We start from the raw sequence: 15577 nt of genomic DNA, 5'->3' as shown, positions 1-15577 counted from the left end.
CTTAGTTCCTAGGTGCTTTTCTTGTCGGCAGCAGCCAGCGCCAGGGCGGTCTGTCTTTCATAGGCCCGGACGGCTTCGGCTGCTGCCTGTGTTTTTGTGGCGATGTCGGTCAGCACACTGGTGTGCTCCTGGCGCAGTTGGGCCAGCGCGGCATCGGCACGCCAGCCCTGGGCCACCCAGCCGGTCCCTAAGGCTCCTGCCAGCGCCAAGGCGGCCAGAAGGACTGCGCAGTGTCCCGTCATGCCAAGCCCTCTTCGCAAAGTTGGCGCTCGGCTGCGCGTCGACGCACTAGGCCGGGCAACTGCTTGCCTCCGGCATGGGTCCAGCGGCTCAGTTCTGCGCAAGCACCCTCCATGTCCCCAGCATTAGCCTTGCGCACCAGGGTGGAGCCGCAGAATGCCCCCTCCCCCACATTAAAGGCGAACGACAGGAACGCGGCACTTTGGCCATCGGTCAGCGGTTGGCGAATGCAACCCAGCGCGTCGGCATGCCGGGCAAGGTCCTGGTACAGCATGGCTTCGCACTGCTCACGCGTGAAGGTCTGCCCCATGCGCAACTCGGGACCGGTGTGGCCGGTGCACGCCGTCGCGATGCCAATGGGGTCGCGGTACGTGAGCAGCATTGTGCCCTCATGCGTGGCCACAAAGGGCACCACCACTACGGCAGCCGCGGCGCCAATGGCCGCGATCAATTTCTGCTTGTAGTTCATCATTTCGGGTAGATCCCCCCGCGTGCAGCGTTCCATGCGGCTGTGAGCGCGACCCCCAGCGCCACGATGGCGGCCATCGGCCTGGCCAGCAGTCCCAGCCAGTGGAACACCTTGAATGCCCCCTTTATCGCGCCGAAAAACTCCAGCAGTTCCGTCAGCTGATGCTTGAGTTCATGCAGTTCCTGCCGTGTCTTGCCCAATTCCCTTTCGATTGCGGCCATGCGCTCGCTCCCCGTGTCAAAACGCTGATTGATCTGCTGCCTGGTCAGCGCCGGCAGCTCGTTTCCGAAGTCGTCCATCACCCCTCCCCGGGCGTAAAAAAACCCGCCGAAGCGAGTTCTGTGGTTTGCGTGCTGTTCAGCGTGTCATTTCAGCAATGACTGCAGCGTGACGTTCCCGCGTCAGAAATCCGCGCTGCTCCATGAATTCCAGGCCCAGCACCATTTCGGGGTCGTCGTATGTGATGTAGTCTGCGATAGTGAAACGGTCGTAAAACAGCTTCACATCCAGGTCCGTCATGGCCGCACCAGCTATAGCGCGCTGCTCTTCCGTCGTGAACAAATCAAATTTGGCCTTTCCGGTGTAGCGGGTATAAATTACTTGCACGGCTTCACCAATAGGCTTTTTGGTGTTCCAGTCAATATTACTCATTTGTAGGCACTCCAATATCCCCATCTTCGGCAATTACTGTGACATTTTTCAAAATGGTAGGGCACGCAATGGTAATTTTCAGTTCCCCGCCTTCTCGAGATATCGGTCCGATAATCCATGTACTAATTGCACTAACGCTATAGCCTTCAGGCAACGGGGAGAAATCGAAATCCTCTCCGTTGATAGTAAGCGTATCGCCTAGTTTTGATAATGCAATAGTATCAAAACGAGAATTGGGTGTAAACGTTATTTTCATGGCGTGTAACAATATCCATTAACGCAGCAGTTAAAAATAGTGATAAATTGCCCAGAGCCAGTATTGTTTATGACAGCCGATCCGACATTTACAGCAGAGGGCCAGCAGTATTTAACGAAATATTCTGAATGCGTTTGCGATGCTGTTGTATATGCAACGTCAATATATAGTGTGCCTACAAACGAAACAGGCAAAGGACAATCGAATCTGGAGTTACCAATGCCAACCGAAACGGAAAGTTGTGCCGAGTACGCGGTCAGGGTGCCATCTGCCCGGCGAATATATGAGCCGTTGGAATTACTCCCATGCTCTACTTGCCGGTCAAGCACCCAATTAGTACCATTGTATTTTGCCACCGTATCAACGTTTGTCCTGATGTATCCGGCAGGCAAAGCGGCACCTGTAATGGTGACTGCGGCAACGGCACCAATGCCGTCCATGTTTATGGTTACAGAACCCGTATTCGCGGCAGTAGCGCGGAATACCTTTGTTTGCCCACGTACCAACGCAACCTGCGGAACGGTGTTTGTCAGTGTGATTGCGTTTGCGGTGCCGCCATACGTAGCAAACGGAGCAGAGATGCTTCGAATAGTGGATTTTGCGGTTTCCGACAATTCCAGGTTACCGCCGACCCACAGATTTTTAGCCACGCCAACACCACCGGCAACATGCAGTGCACCTGTAGTCGTAGACGTAGCTTCCGTGGTGTCCGTTAGGTTGAGCCAACCGTCAATCTGGTTCTGCGTAGAACCAACGAGATGCAAACCCCACTTCACGCCATACGTTCCAGCCCCAGTATATGTGCCTCGATAGATGTACCCTGTGGCAATCGTGCCAGCAGTGTTCACCATTGCTGTGTGAACGCCTGTCGCACGAGTTAAGGTGCTGTTAACGTTGCTGTTGGACACCTGAGCCAAAACCCCAATGGATTCAGTGGTGGTTTTGGTGGCAGTCCCAGTGTGCTGGCTATTGAACCAGCCAGCGTAGGAGCCGTTTAAGGTCAGTGTCCGGGCAGAATTATCTGTGGCGTACCCCCGCACACCATACAGAAATGTGGCTTCCCCAACTCCATCGGTTGCAGAGGCACCCTCAGAAACTCCCTCCACGCCCGTGATAGCATTTGTGAACCCTGCCAATTGGGCGGCAGTGTTATTGCTGCGAACCCGGAGGTATGCGGCGCGGTGCGCGCGTGTGGCAGTAAGCGTGTCAGTGTTCGACGTGATGTCGAAATTGATACCCGCAATACTTCCATTAGCAGTGAATGTGGAGTCTGTGCAATAAATGCCTGACCCGCTACTCCAAGCGCCATTTACACCGATGCCTAATCGGTGAACGATTGCGCCATTATCAAAACGCTGTTGCGCCGTCCACGTCTGCGCCGTTGCAGTCAGAACAAATTGCCTCCATGTGCCCGTGGGAATATCTTCAAATCGCCCCGTATAGAATACAGGCTTTGCAGTGTCCCACCGCAGCGACATAAACGACCATGTATCTTGCGTCTTGCTGAAAAATCCGGGACTAAATCGCATTTCGATAGGGATATTGTCCCCATCCGCCCGATAGAATCCAGGACCCTTAGCCAAACACTGCGCGAAGAATTCCTGCAACGATGTTGCGTTGATTCTTACTGATTCGTTCTTGGTTGCCCCAGCCTCAACGCCATCCAGCTTCAGCCGCTCTGCTGGCGTCAGCAGGCGCGCAGGATCAATGGACACCGCCGACTGCGCAGCACTCTGCGCCGCCGCATTCGCCTGCTGGGCGGCCGCATTCGCCGTGGACGATGCGGCTTGCGCATCGCCCTTGGCCAGTTCTGCTGCGCTCTTGGCACTTTCTGCCGCCAGCTTGGCTTCGGCGGATGCCAGCGAAGCGCCGCGTGCTTCCTGCAATGCCTGGTTGGAATCGATCACCGCGTTCTGTGCTGCAGCAACCATGTCCGGGATGCCGGATGAATCCACCACATCCTGCGCCTGACGCGCCGCCGCCTGGGCCGCGGCAACCGCCTCGGCAATGGGGCCTGCCACCGTGATTTCCTCGGGGTCCTGCAGCAGCACCACATCGTCGTCGGTGATCGTGACACCCTCCACGGTAGTGCGCAGGCTATAGCGCCCGTTCACCGCGTAGAAATAGAAATTGCCCGAGCTGTCGGTGACCAGCGGATTCGGCGCGGCAATGGCGCCGGCGCGGTCCAGAAACAGGCTCGCCAGCTCGCCGGCCTCGTTCAGCACCGTCACGGGCACATTGCGGATCGCCGCGCCCGTGGTGCTGGTGATACTGGATTTGTACTTTTGCATCTGCCCTTCCTTATTTCACGCGCATCACATGGCAGCCGGTGGCGGCAATACCGCGCGCTTCGGTGCCGCCCTGCTTGGTCACCGACACCTCGTGCGTGTGCGATCCCGCTGCCGCCGCCGTACCGCTCACGTCGTGCGCATGTGCGCCTGCGTCCTGCAGCTTGGAATAGCGCACATAGCTGCGGTTGGTACCAATGGCGCCATAGGTGTCGGTGGCCCCGTCCGGGTTGCCCTGCCCCTCGTTGCCGGTATAGCCGTGGTTGTGGCTGCCGGCCTGGCCGGTGCTGCCACTGACCGTGTGCGAATGCGCCCCCGCCTGGGTGACCGCCGCCGCGTGGTCGTGCTCCTTGTTCTGGCTGTCCTGGATCAGCCCCGGCGCACCCGCAGACAAAGCCCCGTCACCGCGTTTGACGGCAGCGCCAAAGCTGTCCTTCTGCTTGCCGTTGTTGTCAGGCAGACGGAAGGTGGTGGCCCCGTCCCCGCTGGAAAAGCTGGCACGCTTGGCCTTGTCCGCCCACCAGTCCGCTTCCGCAACCAGCGGATAGCCACCGGTCGACACAAACTGCCACAGCGCCGGGTAATCCGCGCGCAGCAGCAGATCCCCATCCTCCGGCTTGAAATTGGCTTTGATCCTGGAACGCGCCCCGCCCCACCACATCGATCCGCCAAGGGGCATGCCAGCGGCGGCCACCTCATCGCGCAACTGCGCAATGCAGGCCGCGTGGAACCGGATGTAGTTGTTCAGGTTCGGAAAAACCGGCTCCGTGCCGGCGGGATAGTTCTCCGCCGAATTCGGCGAAAGCTCGTCTATGCTGTTGGGTACTGGCATGGATTGCCCATAAAAAAAGCCTCCACAAGGGAGGCTGGTGAATAAAAACCCGCTGCAGGCGGTTCAAGGAAGAAGCATGAAGGGCTGGAGAAAATTCTTTTACATCGTGGACAAAGGTTCCGATCTGCTTCTGATGTTCGCAGCTGTATTTATCTACTATGCTCTTGGAATTGGCCTTTTGATCAGTGGGTTTTTTCTTTTTTTCAGATGGGTTATCAGACCCACAGGTCTTCGCAGTGACTTCCCCCGCCTCATAGCCCAAATTTATGATCTGACCATTCAGTCCATCGACAAGATTACCGACTTATTCCATCAGTTCATTGAAACCATCGCCGGAATTCCGGATACCTTGCGCCAACTCAGCCTTGAAACCTTCACCCAATTCATCAGCGGGTGGCTGACCCGATCAGGATTCGCTCCCTCAACCCATGTCTCAATCATTGCCATGGCGGGCCTGACGATAATTTTCTTGATCGTGCTGCAATATTGGCCCCTAGTGCTCCGACAGGCACGCCACCCACTCACACCCCGGTGGCTTGACGCAGCCTGGGCCCGTACCGGCGGCCCACCCGTCCTTGACGTTCGCTGCCATGAGAAAAGCCTTTATCGTCGGAATTTGTTACGATAACGATACAAACACCACCTCAAGGGAGAACACTGCAATGGGAAGCTTCAGCATCTGGCACTGGTTCACTATGCTCATATTCGGACTCGTTGTCTGGCTTGCAGTGGCATGGCCCATTGCACGAATCCTGACAAGAACCGGCCATTCGAAATGGCTGGCCGTGCTGGCGTTGATCCCTGGTGTGAACTGGATTTCTCTCTGGATTTTTGCCTACAAGCCCTGGCCTCGCGAAGGCGAATAACGGTTCAAGCCGCCGTGCCAACCCAGGCCCGGCGGCGTTGGACCAATGCATATGGGCCCAGCAAAGCAGGCGGTACATGCAAACAACACCCGCCTGCCGCCGGTAATCCCCCCGCAAAACCAGCGCAGTGAGAAGTAGAAGTTTTCGAAGGAAAATTTCTACCATGAAGAAGTCCCGATTCACCGACAGCCAGATCATCGAGGCGCTCAAGCGCGTAGAGGCTGGTCTTGCCGTGCCCGAGCTGTGCCGCGAGATGGGCATCAGCACGGCCACGTTCTACAAGTGGCGCTCGAAGTTCGGTGGCATGGATGCCTCGCTAATGGCGCGTATGAAGGAGCTGGAGGAAGAGAACCGCCGGCTACGCAAGATGTACGTCGAAGAAAAGCTCAAGGCCGAAGTGGTCTCGGAGGCGCTCGCAAAAAAGTGGTGAAGCCATCTCGCCGCCGCGAGATGGCTCAAAAGGCTGTGCAGGAACGAGGCATGTCCATACGCGCGGCATGTCTGGCCTTCCAGATCAGCCAGGCTTGCTACCGATACGAAGCCAAGCACCAGGCCGAGAACGCTGAGATCGCCGACTGGCTGCTGCGCCTGACGGACAACAACCGTAACTGGGGCTTTGGGCTGTGCTTCCTGTACCTGCGCAACGTCAGAGGCTTTGCCTGGAACCACAAGCGCGTGTACCGCATCTACAGGGCGCTGGAGTTGAACCTGCGCATCAAGCCACGCAAGCGCCTGGTGCGCGAAAAGCCCCAGCCGCCATCGGTACCAGAGGCCATCAATCAGGTGTGGTCGATGGACTTCATGCACGACCAGTTGGAGGATGGCAGAAGCTTCAGGCTGCTCAACATCATCGATGACTTCAACCGCGAAGCACTGGGCATCGAGGTCGATTTCTCGCAGCCAACGCTGCGGGTGATCCGCACGCTCACACAGGTCATAGCCTGGCGTGGCAAGCCGCAGGTCATTCGCTGCGACAACGGGCCGGAGTACATCAGCGCGGCCATCGAGGCCTGGGCCAAGTCGTGGGGCATTCGCTTCGAACACATCGAACCGGGCAAGCCACAACAAAACGCCTATGTCGAACGCTTCAACCGGACGGTGCGCTACGAATGGCTCTCGCAGTACCATTGGACAGACCTTGATGAGGTCAGGCTGTACGCCACTCAATGGATGTGGATGTACAACCATGAACGCCCAAACATGGCCTTGGGCGGCATCACCCCCAAGCAGCGGTTGGCCATGGCCGCATAGCTCTACTTCTCAGAGCTCTGGTTAATGGGGGGATTACCCCGCAGCCTGAGTCGCGTTCAGGTCAATCAGGTACTCGGCCACAAAGCGCTCCTGCTTTGGGGTCAGTTCCATGTGTGTTTTCCAATAAAAAAGCCACCCGGAAGTGGCTGTGATGGTGTGGTGGCAGCGCCGATGTGCGCTGCCGTTTACGAAAGTGCGTGGTAAATCAAATAGGTGAAAAGAGGGCAACAAGTGATACGAAGGAGAGGCGGCTTCGCGGTATCAACTAATTGACCTTCATTGAGAATCGATCACCGTACGGATACTGGTCAGTATGTTCTTTGGGAACAGTGATGAAGCAACGATTTACAAGTAACTCGATACGCTCATCCGGGTCAAGCCCAGCTTCATTTCGCGTTTCTGCGGGAAGTGTCGAGAGATCGACCTCACCATCAACATTGAAGTGAAAAGTGTCACCGACATGGTAGTCGCGACGAAAATCTGTCCGCCATGATGAATTGCTACCCCAGCCATCTGCCAAATCTTGATGTGGCCGATTCTTTCTACGATAGGCCCAGTAAAGCGTGGAGCTGGCTGCGATCTCAGGGTGCATGATGCTGGAGCCCGCAGACACTGCTGCACCAGCTCGCATAAGGAGAAGCGGCCCCAGCATGAGGCATGGCCAGTGATGCTTGGTAACTTTCGGGCCTTGCGCAGGGTCTGGTGAGCACGTCAACTCAACGATTTCATGATGGAAGGGCGAATACTTCTCCGGGCGTATGACCTCCAGGCCAATGCTTTGCGAGAAGGATGCAAGTTCATCCTCTGAGATAAGCGGCCCCGGCCAATCGCTCCCATCGGCTCGGCCTTCTTGGAAAGGTAGTACCAAGAGCTCCGTCACCCGGCTTACCGCATAAAGCGACCAAAGGTCATCTTCAGACATCTTTGGGATGGATTCGCCAGACACTTTTCGGATGGATTTGAGCCATTCGATTTCTTCAGGGTTGTTTTCCAACCAAGGAACCAGCACGTCAACGAAGGTGTTCTTGCCTTCGTATTCCAACAGTTCGTGATGAAGAGAACGAAAAGACATGAATGGAAGTGCTCCAGCTATTGAACTAACAAGATCAGCATGAAACGGTTCTGCTTATCTTGAGCCAGCGTAGCATGAGGCCGTTGCCCGAGCGCATCCACCAGCAGCCAGTGTCCGAACATTGCTCGCGCCTCATCGCTGCCACCAATCCAAAGTTCTTCCGCCCCGCAAACAGTGTCCTTCACACATGCCCCGTCACCCACCCACCGACCTCGCAACAACGCGCCATCCATCCAAACACGCGGACGCCACCCATGCGCATCGGTGAACTCGCAGCCCTGACAGGCTGTACCCCCAAGGCGCTGCGGCTGTATGAAGCGCACGGCTTGCTCGGCACCGTGGCGCGCCAGGGCAGCTACCGTATTTACGGGCCGGAAGATGTGCAGCGCGTGCAGTGGATACGCCAGGCCTTGGCGCTGGGCTTTCGCCTGGCCGCGCTGCAGCCGCTGCGCACCATGGACACCCCGGCCGGCGCCGCCGCCGTCCTGGCCTTGCTGCAGACCCGGCGGCGCGCCATCGCGGATGAGCTGCAGCGTCTGCAAGCCGCCGACACCGCGCTGGCCGCTTTGGCGCTGGAACTGAGCAATTGCGACGCAGCCACCGAGTGGCCTGCGCCAGATCAACTCGGCATCCGACGCAGCGCTTGACTCTGCCCCACGGGACAAGGTGATGCTGGCGGCTTGTCTACTCAGCCCGCTTCCACCCTCCATGTCCCGCCGCATCCTCATCATCCTCGGACAACCCTCTTCCAGTAGCCTGTGTGCGGCCTTGGCCCAGGCCTATGCCGATGCGGCACGCCAATCGGGGGCCGACGTGCGCCTGCTGCAACTGGGCGACATGGCCTTCGATCCCATCCTGCACCACGGGTACCAGCGCATCCAGCCGCTGGAGCCCGATCTGCAGGCCGCACAGGCCGACATCACCTGGGCACAGCACCTGGTGTGGGTCTACCCCATCTGGTGGGGAGGCCTGCCTGCCCTGCTCAAGGGATTTCTGGACCGCATCTTCCTGCCCGGCTTCGCCTTCAAATACCGCCCCCAATCGGCCTTGTGGGACCGCCTGCTGGCGGGCCGTAGCGCGGAGTTGCTGGTGACCATGGACTCGCCGCCCTGGTACTACCGCTGGGTACAGCGCCAACCGGGCCACCGCCAGATGAAGCAGACCATTCTGGAATTCAGCGGTATCCAGCCCGTGCGCGTGCACAGCTTTGGCCCGGTGATCCGTTCCAGCGACACCACACGCGCCCGCTGGATCCAGCGCGCCCATGCCCTGGGTGCCCGTGCCGGCGCACGCTGAGCCGCGCCACAAGAATGCGCCGCCCGGCCTGCCGCACCACGTGGCACCAGAAACAGAAAAGCCCTGGCACGTGAGGCCAGGGCTTTGGAATTAGCGCCAGGGGCAAAGCAGCGTTTCAGCGGCCCGACCTGTTCCCAGCCACTGCATCTTGCCGCCGCTGTGTGACAACTTCATGGCAGTGCCGGCAAGAAAAAAGCCCCGACCATCGCTGGTCAGGGCTTTGTATGCTGGTGGATTGCCTGGGAATCGAACCTAGTTGCCTTGCGGGCGGCGGATTTACAGTCCACTGCAGTCACCAATGCTGCTCGCAATCCATGCCGTGATTCTATCATTTGAATAGCACCACATCCGTAAACAACAAAGCCCGCAGGCGAACCTTGCGGGCTTTGTGGCATCAGCGAATCCGGTCGCAGCCAACCCGGCGCAAATCGGGTTCGTTCTGTGCTGTTGCTAACGATGGACGTACGTTATCACAGTTTTTCTGGCTTCGCAAGCCATCGCAAACAAAATGTGCTGGCAGCCGCGACTGCCCTCACGACAGGCTGTAGCAGGCCAGATGCACACCCCACCAGCGCGCCGTGGCGGCCACAGCCCCAAGCGCAGCACAGGTGCCATGGCCCGCCGACGCTGGCAGCGCCCACAAAAAAGCCCCGGCAGACCCGCCAGGGCTTTGGTATGAGGGGCGGGCAATGGCTGCAGCACACCCGCTTGCACGGGCGGGCTACACAGCACTACACAAACCGCAGAAAAGACTTCAGCACCGTGGTCAGCAGACAGGCCACCCCGGAAAAATAAACCACCACCACCAGGCAGATCAGAAACACATGGCGGTGCGTGGAAACCGTCCAATGCCAGTCGTTGCGCTCCAGCCAGCCCCAGCTGACGGCGTACACACACAGAACGATGCTGGCGCCAATGACAAACAACATGGTGACCCCTCTTGCAGCGGGCACCCCGGTCCAGAGGTGCAAGGCCGCCGCGCCCATTGATTTCTGGGGCAAGCTTCACACACCGTCTCCGACAGCGTCATCAGCGCATTGCCCGTGGGGGACAAGCGGTCGGCAACACCCACCTCAACAGCTTCACCACGGCACCAGAGCCACTGGACCACACCCCAAAACACAAAAGCCCGCAGGCAAACCTGGCGGGCTTTTTGTTTGGTTGGAACCGGGGTCGCAGCCAACCCGGCGCAAACCGGGTTCGTTCCGTGCTGATGCTAACGATGCGCGTACGTTATCTGAAATCCTCCCTGCCGTCAACCGCCCGCAGGCGGTTGCACAGCATGGCGCGGCCTTCTTTCACCAGCTCGGCCAGGCGCGCCTTGCTTACCGCCGCCTGGCGGGCCGCTTTCGCTGGATTGCCGCTGTACACATACCACCAGCGGATTGCAAAGCGGTGCCGCTCCGGCAGCGCATACACCGCTTTCTCCATCAGGTGCCCGTCAATGGCATCCACCGCCAGGGTGATGGTGCCGCGCTCGCGCTCCTCTTTTTCCTTCAGGTGCCGCCACATGGGGTGCGCGGTCCAGGATGCGCCTTTGCCGGACACCCAGCGGCGCCAGTTCTGCAGCCGCTCATGGATGGCAGCGTGTTCGGGTGCAATGTGCTGGTAGTCCACATAGCCTTGGTTTGTTGTCTGCATGGGCTGTCTTCTCTTTCTTTCAGTCGCTTGAACCATCGGGTTGGATTGGCTTGGATTTGGTTGGGGGAATCAGGGTGGGTCGGGTTGGGTAGGCTTCCTGGGGGCGGGCAGCGTGCACGGTGCGCGTCGCCGGCTCATCCGCCCTCCCACAGGTCGTAAAACGTCACGCCCAGCTCGGATGCGGCATTGGCCTCCACCCGGGCGCAGAACGCGGCAAATTCGGCGGGACTCAGGCGCCTGGAGCTGGCGCCCACCACGGCGCCATCGGGCAGCTCCACCACGCCGATGAAGCGGCGCTTCAGCAGCTCGTGCCAGGTCTGCGCGTCGTACTGGCGGCCGTTGACCACCGCCTGCTGCGCAATCTGCGCCAGCACGCCCTGGCCCCAGTAGCGCCGGTTCTGGGCCCGGCTGCGCTTGCGGCGCGCCACCGTCAGCACCCAGCGGCCGGAACCCTGGAACGCCTGGGCCAGAAACGGGAACAGCTGCGCCCGGATGGCCACCCAGGCCTGCCGGCGGCTGAACAGATCGATCTCCAGTTGCTCAGACACGGGCCGCCCTCCACAGCAAAGGCGCCCAGGGGTTGCCCTGCAGGGCCTGCAGAAAAGCCGCCTGCACCCGCGGTGCCTCCAGCTGCTGGTGCGCCGGCGCGCAGCACAGCGGGTTGCCGCAGCGCTGGGTGATGCGGGCTTGCGCAGGCACCACCGTGCCTGTCAGCTCCAGCACCTGCTTTTGCACACGGCGGTTGAAGCGCACCCCGCCCTCGTGCACGCTCAGGTACGGCCGCTGGCGAATCAGCGCCCCCTGCCAGATCCAGCAGCCGCCATCGGCGCGGCAGCGCGCATGGATCTGCGCCAAGGTCACAGCGCCGCTCATGCCCGCACCTCCTGCAGGGAAGCGCCGGCCAGCAGGCGCATGGCCTGCGCAGGCAAAGTGGAAATCCGTGTCTTGCCTGCCACGCTGCCGTGCTGGATCACCGCCATGGCGCGCTGCGGGTCGCCCACCAAGGCTGGTCGCGGCAGCGGGATGCCCCGGCTGCTGTACTCATGGTCGGGCGAGCGGTCGCCCGCCAGGCGGCGCTGGTAGTCGCACTGCCCGCGCGCGGTGTAGGCGCGGTGGGCTTCCTGAAAGCGGTGCTGCAGATAGGACAGCTCCTTGGTGTCGGTGCGGCATACCTTGGGCCAGCCGCCCAGGTCTTCCACCACGGCGTGGATGGCCGGGTCGTCAAACACCACGTCGCGGTAGGCGCCCACGGCGCTCATGGCCTCGTGTACCTTGCCCCAGGCCAGCGCGGCCCGGTCGGTGCTGGTGCCCTGCAGCACCCGCACCAGGTCGGCCACCTTGGGGGCAAACTGGCCGCGCTCGGGGTCCATGGCATGGCGCTGCAGCGCGGTGGCCACCTGTTCCAGCTCGCAGCCCTGCAAAGCCCCCCACCACACAGTCAGCGTGAACGCGCTGCAGTCCTTGCCGTAGTACGCCATGGCGTCCGTCAGCAGGTCCTTGAACGCCGGCATTTCGTCAGCGCGCATGGCCGGCCCCCTGCGTCTGCATTTGCGTCTGCGTCGGTATTTGCACCTGCGCCTGGGCCTGCATCTTCCGCAGCCAGGCATCCCCCACGGCGCGGTTGCGCGCCTCCAGCGCCTCCTGCCGGTTTACCGGCTGCGCCGCCACCCGGGGCTTTTGCAGCTGGGCGCCCAGCGCCCGCGCCTCCCGCTCCTCGCGCTCCTCGCGCTCCACAATCCCCAGCGCATAGCTGAAGCTCTTGCCCGCCGCCAGGGCCTTGTGCGCGGCGTCCTCGAACTGGCCCACCCCCACCCCGGCGTTCAGCAGGGCGTTGAGCTTGGCATTGCCCGGGTTGACCAGCCCCACCCCCAGGCGCTTCATCAGCTGGCACACCGTGCCGGCCAGCGGGTGGCTGTTGTCGCCCGTGGGGCGTGGCAGCGCATGCGGTGCGGGCGGATCGACCGGGTCGGCCGGGTCGGCACGTCCGCTCGGATGGTCCGCATGGGCAGGATGGACAGGATGGCGCGGGGCCGCAGCAGGCGTCTTGGGCGGTGTGCCCCCACCCGCTGCCCCGTCGGGGGCCAGGGGGTGTTCTGGTTCCTGGTTTCTGGTTCTTGGTTCCTGGTTGCCTTGGGGCTGGGTTGCCGCCGCCACCCCGGCGCCCACCGGCGGCCAACCCTCCGGTTGGGGGTCGGTTTCCACGGCCTTCTTGGGCCGCCCGCCCTTGGCACCGTTGGCGCGGTTCTTGGCCAGCATCTGCTGGAACTGGGCAATCTCCTGGCCGCAACGCTCATGCACCCAGCCTTCGCCCGTGCGCACAAAAAAGTCCTGCAGCACGGTGTCCGGGTCCCGGGCTTCCACGCGCAGGCGCCGGGCCACCCACTGGGTGTCCAGCGGCAGGGGTTGTTCGGTGTCGTAGTACCAGTCCAGCGCGCGGCGGTAGGCCAGGTCCTCCGCATTGCTCAGGTGCATGGTCGCGCTGCGGTAGTCACCTATATGGAAGGGGTAGTAATTCATGGCCGTCCTCCTTGCGCCGCAGTGCTGCGCGCCGGTTCTGCGGCGGGGCAATCTGCCGGTGGCATGGCCGCCCCCTACCCCGCCGATCCCGGCAGCGGGCTGGTGGCCGGCCCACTGGCGGGCACGCTGCCGGGCTCGGCCAACTCCGGCCAGATCGCCTGCCAGTCATCCGGCCGCAACTCACGGCGCGTGACGGCATGGCCGCACAGCCGCTCGATCGCCGCACAATGCTCGATCGGCGTTCTGCGCCCAGGCTGCTTCCATTGCCAGACCGCGGCCTTGGTCACGCCCAGGCGGTCTGCCAGGGCTTTTTCTGAACCGGCGACTTCCGCCGCCTTCTCGATGGGATGCTTCATGCACGCAAGGCTAGTATTACTAGCCAGCAAAGACAAGCATTACTAGCCCATGAAGTATAGAAAATCTTTACTATCGCGCCATGGATATCAAAGACTGGATCAAGGCTGCCCGTAGCCACAAGGGCTGGACGCAGCAGCAGCTGGGTGAGGCCGTGGGCCGCACCAAGGCCAACGTCGGCCATTGGGAAACCGGCAAGCACGAGCCCAAGCTCGACCTGATTGAGGCCATATCCAGGGAAACCGGCTTCCCGCCCCCCGCCCTGGGGGGTGTGGAATCGAACGTGGAGCCGGCTCTAGAACTAAAAAAATCAAGGATGGTGCCGGTGACAGGGAGTGTGAAAGGTGGAGACGACGGGTATCTGGTGCAGGACCCGGTGCCGGATGGCTTTGTGGAATATTGGACGGGCGACCCCCAGGCGTACGCGCTGCGCATCAAGGGCGACTCCATGCACCCGCGCTACCGGGCCGGGGAATTTGTGGTGGTCACGCCCAGCATCGAAGCCCAGCCAGGCCGCGACGTGGTGGTCAAGCTCACCAACGGCAAATGCCTGCTCAAGCAGCTCAACTGGATGCGCGGCGACGAGGTGCAGCTGCTGAGCATCAACAACGGCTATGCCCCCATGACCATCTCCCGCGAAGAGGTGGAATGCATCTGCCGCGTCGCCGGTTCGGTGGGACCGGACTCCATGGTGTTTTAAAGGGGGATTTCACGCCGAGTGGATGGGCGCCAAGTGGGTGGGCGCCGAATGGATGGCCCCTGAATGGACAGGCCCGTGCGCAGCACCCACAGTCGGGCCCCTCTGCCATGCGTGCGGCAGCCCTGTGCCACCCCTGGCCCGGCGGCCACACAAGCCTTACCGGCCCGCTCAGCCCGCCTTGCGCGGGCTTTTTCATGTCCACAGCACCGCCCGCACCTGCCGGCGTCCTGGCAGGTGGATGCGCCGCCCTGTTGCAGCGCAGAGCGGGGCGATGCCACGCCCTCGCCCCGCCCATGGCACATCAATGTGCAGGCAAGCGCTTCAGGCCAGCCAATGCGTGGCCGCTGTACCGACCGTTGCATGGCCAATCGGACACAGGCGGTCAGGCCGGCTTCCCAGCCAGGCAGAACGGCCACCAGTCTCCCTGCCCTGCCAGCCAGCCGCGCAGGGCGTCGTCACCACCGCGCGGGCACTGCAGCCCGCTGCGCGCAGTCACTCGGTCTTGGTCCGGCCGCGGTAATCCAGGTCCTTGGCGGAATAGGTCTCACGCACGCGCCAGTCCATCTGGATCGGCCCCGCATACCCGGGTGGATAGGTGATGCGTTCTTGCGCGCGCTTGAGCTCCCATTCCTTCGGCGCCACGATGCGAGCGACGGTGCTATCTTTTTTTTTGCCCATAAGAATATCGCTTTCACTCAGATTGAAGGTCCGCGCATGCCTTGCATGCCTTCCGCGCGTTGCCGCAAGAAGGCAGTGCGGGCACCAAGGCAGCCCCTCGGCTGGCCAGTCGGCTGGCTGCGTGGCTGCATCCCAGGGGATGTGCATACGTGCAAAAGGCTCGCCCCCTTGCGGTGTGCGAGCCTTTGAGAAGACAGCCGGGCTTACTTGCGGGCGCGGGCAAGCGCCACGCCGATCATGCGCCCACCCAGGGGCTGCTCATGGAGCTTCTGGATGGCTTCTTGCGCTTCGGAGTCGGAGCCCATTTCGACAAAGCCAAAGCCGCGTGCGCGACCGGTATCCCGCTCGACAATGACCTGTGCCGAATTGACATGCCCGCAGCTTTCAAAGTGCGCGCGCAGTGCGTCGTCGGTGATGGTGTAGGCCAGATTGGTAACGTACAGATTGGATTGCATGGTGTTCTTTC

General features: G+C 61.2%; 24 protein-coding genes and 1 tRNA gene. 6 read left to right on the top strand and 19 right to left on the bottom strand.

Features of this window, described 5'->3' with window-relative positions:
- Positions 1 to 8 precede the first annotated feature (8 nt).
- From KW830_RS02495 to KW830_RS02465, 7 genes are read right to left on the bottom strand one after another with little or no spacing between them, the layout of a single operon-like run.
- Complete coding sequence (locus tag KW830_RS02495; RefSeq protein WP_218331955.1) at positions 9 to 242, bottom strand: hypothetical protein; 234 nt, start codon at positions 240 to 242, stop codon at positions 9 to 11.
- A complete protein-coding gene (locus KW830_RS02490) occupies positions 239 to 709 on the bottom strand; it encodes a lysozyme (protein ID WP_218332596.1) in 471 nt (156 codons plus the stop codon). The genes KW830_RS02495 and KW830_RS02490 overlap by 4 nt, the downstream gene beginning before the upstream one ends.
- Entirely contained in the window at positions 709 to 1008 is a 300-nt protein-coding gene (locus KW830_RS02485) for a hypothetical protein (RefSeq protein ID WP_218331954.1), read from the bottom strand. Before KW830_RS02485 ends, KW830_RS02490 begins: the two co-directional genes overlap by 1 nt.
- Positions 1009 to 1066: 58 nt before the next feature.
- Positions 1067 to 1360: a hypothetical protein gene (locus KW830_RS02480; RefSeq protein ID WP_218331953.1), complete on the bottom strand. Its 294-nt coding sequence runs from the start codon at positions 1358 to 1360 to the stop codon at positions 1067 to 1069.
- Positions 1353 to 1616 carry a hypothetical protein gene (locus KW830_RS02475; RefSeq protein WP_218331952.1) on the bottom strand — a complete coding sequence of 88 codons (264 nt, stop codon included), beginning with the start codon at positions 1614 to 1616 and terminating at the stop codon, positions 1353 to 1355. Before KW830_RS02475 ends, KW830_RS02480 begins: the two co-directional genes overlap by 8 nt.
- Complete coding sequence (locus KW830_RS02470) at positions 1613 to 3907, bottom strand: hypothetical protein (RefSeq protein ID WP_218331951.1); 2295 nt, start codon at positions 3905 to 3907, stop codon at positions 1613 to 1615. The genes KW830_RS02475 and KW830_RS02470 overlap by 4 nt, the downstream gene beginning before the upstream one ends.
- Positions 3908 to 3917: 10 nt before the next feature.
- Positions 3918 to 4736: a hypothetical protein gene (locus KW830_RS02465; RefSeq protein ID WP_218331950.1), complete on the bottom strand. Its 819-nt coding sequence runs from the start codon at positions 4734 to 4736 to the stop codon at positions 3918 to 3920.
- 37 nt (positions 4737 to 4773) lie between these two features.
- Between KW830_RS02465 and KW830_RS02460 the strand changes: the two genes are divergently transcribed.
- From KW830_RS02460 to KW830_RS02450, 3 genes are all read left to right on the top strand, one after another.
- Positions 4774 to 5364, top strand: a complete 591-nt coding sequence (locus KW830_RS02460; RefSeq protein WP_218331949.1) for a hypothetical protein — start codon at positions 4774 to 4776, stop codon at positions 5362 to 5364.
- Positions 5327 to 5602, top strand: a complete 276-nt coding sequence (locus KW830_RS02455; protein WP_255578045.1) for a hypothetical protein — start codon at positions 5327 to 5329, stop codon at positions 5600 to 5602. The genes KW830_RS02460 and KW830_RS02455 overlap by 38 nt, the downstream gene beginning before the upstream one ends.
- Positions 5603 to 5765: 163 nt before the next feature.
- A protein-coding gene (locus KW830_RS02450) for an IS3 family transposase (protein ID WP_218331948.1) occupies positions 5766 to 6853 on the top strand; the annotation gives its coding sequence in 2 pieces (ribosomal slippage) (positions 5766 to 6018 and positions 6018 to 6853; 1089 coding nt in all).
- Positions 6854 to 6886: 33 nt separating this feature from the next.
- On the opposite strand, the gene KW830_RS02445 is transcribed toward KW830_RS02450, so the two are convergent.
- A complete protein-coding gene (locus KW830_RS02445; protein WP_255578146.1) occupies positions 6887 to 6964 on the bottom strand; it encodes a terminase small subunit in 78 nt (25 codons plus the stop codon).
- A gap of 154 nt (positions 6965 to 7118) precedes the next feature.
- Positions 7119 to 7925 (bottom strand): hypothetical protein, encoded by an 807-nt coding sequence (locus KW830_RS02440; RefSeq protein WP_218331947.1) that lies wholly within the window; start codon positions 7923 to 7925, stop codon positions 7119 to 7121.
- A gap of 254 nt (positions 7926 to 8179) precedes the next feature.
- Here KW830_RS02440 and KW830_RS02435 point away from each other — a divergent pair, with 254 nt between their 5' ends.
- Both KW830_RS02435 and KW830_RS02430 read left to right on the top strand, forming a co-directional pair.
- Entirely contained in the window at positions 8180 to 8572 is a 393-nt protein-coding gene (locus KW830_RS02435) for a MerR family transcriptional regulator (RefSeq protein ID WP_218331946.1), read from the top strand.
- 61 nt (positions 8573 to 8633) lie between these two features.
- On the top strand, positions 8634 to 9221 hold the full coding sequence (locus tag KW830_RS02430) for an NAD(P)H-dependent oxidoreductase (protein ID WP_218331945.1): 588 nt from the start codon (positions 8634 to 8636) through the stop codon (positions 9219 to 9221).
- Positions 9222 to 9449: 228 nt separating this feature from the next.
- Here the strand turns inward: KW830_RS02430 and KW830_RS02425 are convergent.
- The 8 genes from KW830_RS02425 to KW830_RS02390 form a co-directional block, all read right to left on the bottom strand.
- Positions 9450 to 9535: transfer RNA gene (locus KW830_RS02425), tRNA-Tyr, on the bottom strand.
- Positions 9536 to 9952: 417 nt separating this feature from the next.
- Entirely contained in the window at positions 9953 to 10150 is a 198-nt protein-coding gene (locus tag KW830_RS02420; RefSeq protein WP_218331943.1) for a hypothetical protein, read from the bottom strand.
- Between the two features lie 304 nt (positions 10151 to 10454).
- Positions 10455 to 10862, bottom strand: coding sequence for a hypothetical protein (locus KW830_RS02415; RefSeq protein WP_218331941.1), 408 nt, complete (start codon positions 10860 to 10862; stop codon positions 10455 to 10457).
- 134 nt (positions 10863 to 10996) lie between these two features.
- Positions 10997 to 11410 (bottom strand): recombination protein NinB, encoded by a 414-nt coding sequence (locus KW830_RS02410; protein WP_218331940.1) that lies wholly within the window; start codon positions 11408 to 11410, stop codon positions 10997 to 10999.
- Entirely contained in the window at positions 11403 to 11735 is a 333-nt protein-coding gene (locus tag KW830_RS02405; RefSeq protein ID WP_218331939.1) for a hypothetical protein, read from the bottom strand. Before KW830_RS02405 ends, KW830_RS02410 begins: the two co-directional genes overlap by 8 nt.
- A complete protein-coding gene (locus KW830_RS02400) occupies positions 11732 to 12388 on the bottom strand; it encodes a DUF6475 domain-containing protein (protein ID WP_218331938.1) in 657 nt (218 codons plus the stop codon). The genes KW830_RS02405 and KW830_RS02400 overlap by 4 nt, the downstream gene beginning before the upstream one ends.
- Positions 12378 to 13379 (bottom strand): YdaU family protein, encoded by a 1002-nt coding sequence (locus tag KW830_RS02395; protein ID WP_218331937.1) that lies wholly within the window; start codon positions 13377 to 13379, stop codon positions 12378 to 12380. Before KW830_RS02395 ends, KW830_RS02400 begins: the two co-directional genes overlap by 11 nt.
- A gap of 74 nt (positions 13380 to 13453) precedes the next feature.
- Positions 13454 to 13735 carry a YdaS family helix-turn-helix protein gene (locus KW830_RS02390; protein WP_218331936.1) on the bottom strand — a complete coding sequence of 94 codons (282 nt, stop codon included), beginning with the start codon at positions 13733 to 13735 and terminating at the stop codon, positions 13454 to 13456.
- Positions 13736 to 13815: 80 nt separating this feature from the next.
- On the opposite strand from KW830_RS02390, the gene KW830_RS02385 reads away from it, so the two are divergent.
- Complete coding sequence (locus tag KW830_RS02385) at positions 13816 to 14433, top strand: LexA family transcriptional regulator (RefSeq protein WP_066532947.1); 618 nt, start codon at positions 13816 to 13818, stop codon at positions 14431 to 14433.
- Between the two features lie 492 nt (positions 14434 to 14925).
- Here the strand turns inward: KW830_RS02385 and KW830_RS02380 are convergent, their stop codons facing one another.
- Together KW830_RS02380 and KW830_RS02375 are read right to left on the bottom strand one after the other, a co-directional pair.
- Complete coding sequence (locus tag KW830_RS02380) at positions 14926 to 15111, bottom strand: hypothetical protein (protein WP_066532948.1); 186 nt, start codon at positions 15109 to 15111, stop codon at positions 14926 to 14928.
- Positions 15112 to 15314: 203 nt separating this feature from the next.
- The gene (locus KW830_RS02375) at positions 15315 to 15566 is read right to left on the bottom strand and encodes an RNA-binding protein (RefSeq protein WP_066532949.1); all 252 of its coding nucleotides are present in this window, start codon (positions 15564 to 15566) and stop codon (positions 15315 to 15317) included.
- Positions 15567 to 15577: the final 11 nt, after the last annotated feature.

The organism is Comamonas sp. CMM03, assembly GCF_019218715.1.
GTDB lineage: Bacteria > Pseudomonadota > Gammaproteobacteria > Burkholderiales > Burkholderiaceae_C > Comamonas > Comamonas terrigena.
The sequence above is the reverse complement of the archived record's forward strand: the minus strand, read 5'-3'. Positions and strand labels throughout refer to the sequence as shown.